We start from the raw sequence: 7,101 nt of genomic DNA, 5'->3' as shown, positions 1-7,101 counted from the left end.
CATTTGGTAAATGTAAATGCAGCATATCTTTCAAATGCACCAACAATTAGAACCGCATTTTCCAACTCTAGAGTCAATAATAATATAACTCCAAATCTTACCAGTGAAAAAGTGAGTGCAGGTGATGTAAATTATATTTTTAGAGGTCCCAAAATACAAGCTAGAGCTACTGCCTTTTATACAAATTTTGCAGATGCTATAGAAACATCGTTCTTTTTTGCTGAAGGATTATTAGGAGATCAAGCGGATTTTGTAAACGAAATTATTACAGGAGTTTCCAAAAAGAATATTGGAGCAGAATTAAGTTTTGAATATCAGGTTGTTCCATCCGTAAAATTAATTGCAGTTGGCTCATTTGGTCAATTTACGTATAATAATAATCCACAATTGTATTTGCAATCGGAAAGTTTTGTTGATGAAAACAGCGATTTTGGGACGGCTTATTTAAAAGATTATCGTGTTTCTGGAACACCACAAGAAGCCTATTCATTAGGTTTTGAATACCGTGATCCAAACTATTGGTGGTTTCAATTAAATGGAAATTTGTTACGAAATAATTATTTAGATATATCACCTTTATTAAGAACCGATAATTTTTATACAGATGCAGATGGAGTTCCTTTTTTGGATGATGAAACTGGTGTTGAGGTGACTCAAAATCAGGTTGATGCCTTGTTAAAACAAGAAAAATTTGAGGAAGCTTTTTTATTGAATGCAGTTGGAGGGAAATCTTGGAAAGTAAATCAATATTACGCAGGTTTTTTTATTGGAATAAATAATGTGTTGGGTGAAGTTTTTAAAACAGGTGGTTTTGAACAATCTAGAAACGCAAATTATCCCGAATTAAAACAAGATAAACAATTAGAAAAGCCAATTTTTGGTCCAAAATTCTGGTATGGAAACAAAGCTTCGTACTATTTAAATTTTTATGTAAGATTTTAAAAATAACGCCATGAATATATTAAAGAAATTAAAATTTAGCGCATTTACGTTACTTGTAATAAGTATGTATTTGGGTTGTGTAAAAGACGACGGATTTTCAACTCCAAAAGTGGATTGTGTTGCACCTGAAATTAGTGCAACCAACACCATTGCTCAGGTAAAAGATATGTACACTTTTGGTGGCGCAACAAAAATAGAAACCGATGTTATTATTGAAGGTTATGTTGTTTCTAGTGACAAATCTGGTAATATTTACAAATCACTTTCTATACAAGACAAACCAGAAAATCCGACTGCTGCAATTAAGATTTCCATAGATCAATCGGATATTTACACAACCTACAATGTTGGGCGAAAAGTGTATGTAAAATTAAAAGGTTTGGCTGTTGGATATAGTTTTGGAAGTATTCAAATTGGAAAAGCAGCTGATACAGAATTAGGAAGAATTCCTGCCTTGGAAGTTAAAGACCATATTATTCGTTCTTGTGAAGTTGTTGAAATTACACCAAAAGTTGTAACTATTGATGAGTTGAATGAAACTATGCTAGAAATGTTAATTCAAATAGAGAATGTACAATTTAAAACCAGTGAACTTGGAAATTCGTATGGAAATATTAAAAATTCAACAACTGAAAATAGAACTTTAGAAAGTTTTAATAGCAATTGTAATTTAACTGGAGAAGTACAGCTTAGAAATAGTGGTTATTCCGATTTTAAAAACCAATTATTACCAGAAGGAAAAGGAAGTGTAATCGCAATTTTTAGTAATTATTATGAAGATTTTCAATTGTATATTCGAGATACAGAGGATGTAAAATTTACTGAAGCCAGATGCGATTATTCCAACGTATTAACTCCAAATAGTTCACTTTTAGAGATTACAGCAATGTATCAAAATGGTTTGGTTGAATTTGGAGTTGAAAATAATTATGTTGTTGAAGGTTATGTAGTTTCTAGCGACGCATCTGGAAATTTTAAAAACAGGTTAATTATTCAAGATGCTGTTGAAAACCCGACTGCCGGTGTCCAATTATTAATCGATAAAGATTTAATTTTTGAAGCATATAATAGTGGAGACAAAGTTTTTGTAAAATTTGACAAACTTTATATGAATAAAGTTGATGGCGTTTTAACAATTGGTTATCCAAAAGGAACTGGAATTACAAAAATTGAAACTTCTAAAGTTGGAAGTTTTATTTTTAATAGTGGGGAGAATTTTGCGATTACACCAACTGAGATTTCAATATCTGATATTAATAATTCAGCATACAAAAACACATTAGTAACTGTAACTGATGTTCAATTAACTGTAAATGAATTAGGAAAAGCATTTGCATTTTTTACGGGTGTTAATGATGGAATTAGAACCATAGAATCGTGTAACGAGCCAATTAAATTAGGAGTGGCTACAAGTGGGGAAGCTACTTTTGCAAATGAAAAATTTCCTGAAGGTAGTGGCGCAATTACAGGCGTTTTAACTTCAAACTTAGAATTAAGAAAAATTGAAGATGTTGCATTTACAGACGCTTATATAGAGTGTCCTATTATTATACCTAAAATAATGATTACCGAAGTTGCCGATCCAAAAAATAGTGTTTCTTCAAGATTTGTTGAATTGTACAATGCTGGCGATTCAGAAATAGATTTAACAGGCTGGAGATTGAATAAATATGTAAATGGAGCAACTACCGCTTCAAGCTCTCCGGTTGTATTTTCTGGGATTATAATTCCGGTAGGTGGTTTTGTTATTATTGCAAATACTGGATTTGCAGATATGTTTTCTTTAATTCCAAATATAGAATCTACTTATATTTCGGGAAATGGAGACGATGTTTACGAATTGGTTGATAATTCTGAAAACAGAATAGATGTTTTTGGTGTAATTGGCGAAGATGGAAATGGTACAAATTGGGAGTATCTAGACGGACAAGCAATTCGAAATTTAGACATAAATGAGCCAAATAAAATATTTACAATTAGTGAATGGAGTTGCTCTTCAGATGCTAATAACATTTTAATAACCAACCCAAATACGCCGAAAAATGCTCCAAATGGATTTTCTCCAAATTTAAGATAATTTTAAAAAATAACTCAATAGCGTTAATAAAAAAAGTGAAAAATACGATATATAATTTTTCGTTCATTTTGAATTAAACTTTTTCATCTCCAAAAAACCACACCATAAAATGTCATTAATTTGACTAATTCAAAAGATGAAAATAAATAATAAAATCCCTATCGCAAAGTTAATAATAACAACTTTTATAGCTAAAATAACAGCCTATTAAATTACCATTTTTTTATTTTTTAAAATAGTGTTTTAAATTTATTCCAATTTGCATATATTAATACAATATTTAAAACTGCAACTAAAGCAGCTGGAGCAATGGTTGAAATATCAAAAACAATATGAAATAATACAATATTTACTGAAATAGGAACCAACCAAACTAAAGCTAAACCTTTCCATTTATTAATTAGTAATAAGAGCCCTGGAATTATTTCTGAAATTCCAATTAATGGCATCATATATCCTGTTGTAATTAAAGCGGCCATAAAGCTTCCTTCTGATGGAGCATCCATTGGCATAAAATTTAAAAATTTATTTGCTCCAAAAACCAATAATATTAGCCCAAGAAGCATGCGTAAAGCAATTGTTAATTTTGAATTCATGATAAAAAGTTTTAGTTATTAATATGTCAATTAAGTCGTTAAGATACGTTATTAATTACAGTTGTAACTTTTGTTACGCTTGTTTTGTAAGATTTTGTGTCACTTTGTCGTCAAATACAATGGTATAGTAATTGCTATATTAGAAATATTAAAATTAAAAAAAATGACAGAATTATTAACAAAAGAAACTTTTTTAGAAAAAGTTTTTAATTTCGAAAAAAATAAAGAATGGAAGTTTGAAGGAGATATACCTTGTGTAATTGACTTTTATGCAGACTGGTGTGGTCCTTGTAAAGCAGTTGCTCCTGTTCTTGAAGAATTAGGTGAAGATTATAAAGGAAAAGTAAATATATATAAAGTTGATACCGAAGCAGAGCAAGAATTAGCTGCTGCTTTTGGAATTAGAAGTATTCCTTCTATTTTATTCGTTCCAAAAAATTCTGAACCTCAAATGGCGCAAGGTGCTTTACCAAAACACCAATTTGAGCAAATTATTAAAGATGTTTTAGAAGTTTCAAAGTAAACCTCAAAAAACCTCAAAAAACCCCAAAAAAAGAGCCACTCGTAGAGTGGCTCTTTCATTATAAATCTGTGTAATAAAATTGTTAAACCCAAATTACCGCTATTTCAATTTTCAATTTTCAATATTTTTTCAGAGTTTTTATTTTTCATCCAGTAAAAGGGAGGTTTCTTGGTGTTGTTATTCTTACCAATATTTAAAATAATAGAAAACTCGTGTGATCCATTATTGTAATTAGAAAGGTTCGAAGTAATAGCATCATAGGTATAACCAACTTTCAAATTATCAGTTAAACGCAATTGAAAAAGCCCTGAAATTGATTCATCAATTCTATGCGAGATTCCAAACTCTAATTTATCAAGCCACAATATACTTGCAGAAATATCTGTAGAAAGTGGCGCTCCATCAACACCTCTTAACATAAAAGAAGGTCGTATTTTAAAATCGTCACTTAAATCAAATACATAGCCTGAAGAAAGATAAAATATCATTTCATCAGAAGCGCTAGACACAACCGCATTACTTTTATTATAGTGTTTGGTTTGTAAAATATTTACTGTTGACAAACTTGCATAAAACCGATCTGTATAATAAAAAATACCTGCACCCATATTTGGATTAAATTCATTTAAGTTTTCACTGAATAAATTATCATTTTCAATTCCTAATTCTAATAGATCAACATTTAAAAAACTACCTCCGGCTTTTATACCAAAAGCCATTGTAGCAGATTCTCCCATATGAATTGAATAAGAAAAATCGGCATATACGTGAGTTTCACTTAATACAAATACCTTATCGTTTACAATAGAGAGTCCTAAGCCAACATTTTTACCAGCAGGCCCGTGCAAAGACAGACTTTGGGTTTCTGGACTACCAGCTTCACCAGCCCATTGACTGCGAATATTAGCCGTAGCTGTAAACAATCCGTGACTACCTGAGTAGGCAGGATTGATTAAGCTAAAGTTGTTGTAATACTGCGTGTATAAAGGGTCTTGCTGTGCAAAACCTTGAATACTTATTGCTAAAACTATTGCAAATACTATGTTTTTAAATATATTTTTCATTTTCATTTTTTTCTTAATAATTGATGTATAACCAGCCTTTAACTATTTTACTACCTCCATTAACACTAAGTACATAAAAGTAAGGAGCAGCAGGTAATTTCCGATTTTTCCCAGAGGAAATACCATCCCAATAATTTTGATAATTATTGGATTCATAAACCATATTACCATATCTGTTATAGATTTGAATGCTGTTATTTGGATATTTATGAAGTCCTGAAATAATAAACTCATCATTAGTTCCATCTCCATTAGGAGAGAACCCTTTTGGTATTTCTAACTCACCACTATCGCAAATATCACCAATTCCATTACGGTCTAAATCCGTTTGATCAGGATTCGCAACAGTTGGACAGTTGTCAATGTCGTTATTAACGTTATCACCATCTAAATCAAGGTCACAACTATCAGCAATACCATCGTTGTCTAAATCATCAGAAGTAAAGGTTACAACAGCCATTTCCGAAGCGGTATTTCCATTAGTGTCAACAACCGTTAACGTTACAGTAATGTCGCCTAAATTTGGACAGCTAAACGAAGTTTGATCTAAACTTAAAGAAGCAATTCCACAAGCATCAAAACTACCATCATCTATGTCTTCAGCTGAAATGTTTGCGTTACCATTGCTATCCAATTCAACTGAAATATTTTGAGTTACTACAATTGGCGCTACCATATCTTCAACAGTAACAATAGTAGTACACATACTTGTATTACCACTAGTATCAGTTACCGTAAGCGTTATTGTGTTTTCTCCAATTGAAGTACAATCAAAAGAAGTAACATCAATACTAATTGATTCAATACCACAATTGTCAGAAGAGCCATTGTTTATATCTTCAACAGAAATACTTGCACTTCCAGTTTCATCCAATTGAATTTTAAATGGAGCTGCGCAATTTGCTAAAGGAGCAAAGCTTTCTTTAACAATTACAACTGCAGTAGCGTCAGCGCTATTTCCATTAACATCGGTTACGGTAAGCGTTACATTAGTATCACCAACATCGGCACAATTAAAAGAAGTAACATCAATACTCATAGATTCAATACCACAATTATCAGAGGAACCATTATTAATTTGGTCTGATGTTATTGAAGCGTTTCCATTAGCATCTAGTTCAACAGTAATGTTTTGAACAATTACAGTTGGAGCAAGATTATCTTCTACAGTTACAATTGCAGTTGCAATTTCACTATTTCCATTAATATCGGTTACCGTAAGTGTCACTGTGTTTTCACCAAAATCGGCACAATTAAAAGAAGTAATATCAAGACTCATCGATTCAATTTCACAATTGTCAGACGAACCATTGTTTATTTGGTCAGCAGTGATTGTTCCTGTTCCATCAGCGTCTAATTGAACGGTGATATTTTGAGTACTTACTGTTGGTAACATCTTGTCTTCTACAGTTACAATTGCAGTTGCAATTTCACTATTTCCATTAACATCAGTTACCGTAAGTGTCACGGTGTTTTCTCCAATAGTTGTACAATCAAAAGAAGTAACATCAAGACTCATCGATTCAATTTCACAATTGTCAGACGAACCATTGTCTATTTGGTCAGCAGTGATTGTTGCTGTTCCATTAGCGCCTAATTGAACGGTGATATTTTGAGTACTTACTGTTGGTAACATCTTGTCTTCTATAGTTACAATTGCAGTTGCATTAGCACTATTTCCATTCACATCGGTTACTGTAAGTGTCACGGTGTTTTCTCCAATAGTAGCACAATCAAAAGAGGTAATATCAAGACTCATCAATTCAATTTCACAATTGTCAGACGAACCATTATCAATTTCCTCGGCTGTGATACTTGCAGTACCGTTAGCATCTATTTGTAAGGTGATGTCTTGTGCAACAACCGTTGGCGTAATGCTATCTTCTACAGTTACTATTG

General features: G+C 31.9%; 5 protein-coding genes and 1 pseudogene. 3 read left to right on the top strand and 3 right to left on the bottom strand.

The window, feature by feature from the left end:
* Positions 1-942: pseudogene (locus AB1Z17_RS01840) on the top strand (TonB-dependent receptor); the annotation flags it as partial.
* Between the two features lie 10 nt (positions 943-952).
* A complete protein-coding gene (locus tag AB1Z17_RS01835) occupies positions 953-3,019 on the top strand; it encodes a DUF5689 domain-containing protein (RefSeq protein ID WP_368050087.1) in 2,067 nt (688 codons plus the stop codon).
* A 230-nt stretch (positions 3,020-3,249) separates the two neighbouring features.
* On the opposite strand, the gene AB1Z17_RS01830 is transcribed toward AB1Z17_RS01835, so the two are convergent.
* Entirely contained in the window at positions 3,250-3,615 is a 366-nt protein-coding gene (locus tag AB1Z17_RS01830; RefSeq protein WP_368050086.1) for a DoxX protein, read from the bottom strand.
* 163 nt (positions 3,616-3,778) lie between these two features.
* Between AB1Z17_RS01830 and trxA the strand changes: the two genes are divergently transcribed.
* Complete coding sequence (trxA, locus tag AB1Z17_RS01825) at positions 3,779-4,138, top strand: thioredoxin (protein WP_368050085.1); 360 nt, start codon at positions 3,779-3,781, stop codon at positions 4,136-4,138.
* Positions 4,139-4,242: 104 nt separating this feature from the next.
* Here the strand turns inward: trxA and AB1Z17_RS01820 are convergent, their stop codons facing one another.
* Complete coding sequence (locus AB1Z17_RS01820) at positions 4,243-5,202, bottom strand: type IX secretion system membrane protein PorP/SprF (RefSeq protein WP_368050084.1); 960 nt, start codon at positions 5,200-5,202, stop codon at positions 4,243-4,245.
* A gap of 13 nt (positions 5,203-5,215) precedes the next feature.
* The coding region (locus AB1Z17_RS01815; RefSeq protein WP_368050083.1) for a gliding motility-associated C-terminal domain-containing protein at positions 5,216-7,101 on the bottom strand (1,886 nt) is incomplete at its 5' end.

Origin of the sequence: Lutibacter sp., from assembly GCF_040883305.1 — a bacterium.
Classification (GTDB): domain Bacteria; phylum Bacteroidota; class Bacteroidia; order Flavobacteriales; family Flavobacteriaceae; genus Lutibacter.
Note: the sequence above shows the minus strand (reverse complement) of the source record. Positions and strands in the feature narration are given on the sequence as shown.

Coding starts and splice junctions, on each gene's coding strand:
- trxA (WP_368050085.1), top strand. CDS start 3,779: ATGACAGAATTATTAACAAAAGAAACTTTTTTAGAAAAAGTTTTTAAT.
- AB1Z17_RS01820 (WP_368050084.1), bottom strand. CDS start 5,202: ATGAAAAATATATTTAAAAACATAGTATTTGCAATAGTTTTAGCAATA.
- AB1Z17_RS01830 (WP_368050086.1), bottom strand. CDS start 3,615: ATGAATTCAAAATTAACAATTGCTTTACGCATGCTTCTTGGGCTAATA.
- AB1Z17_RS01835 (WP_368050087.1), top strand. CDS start 953: ATGAATATATTAAAGAAATTAAAATTTAGCGCATTTACGTTACTTGTA.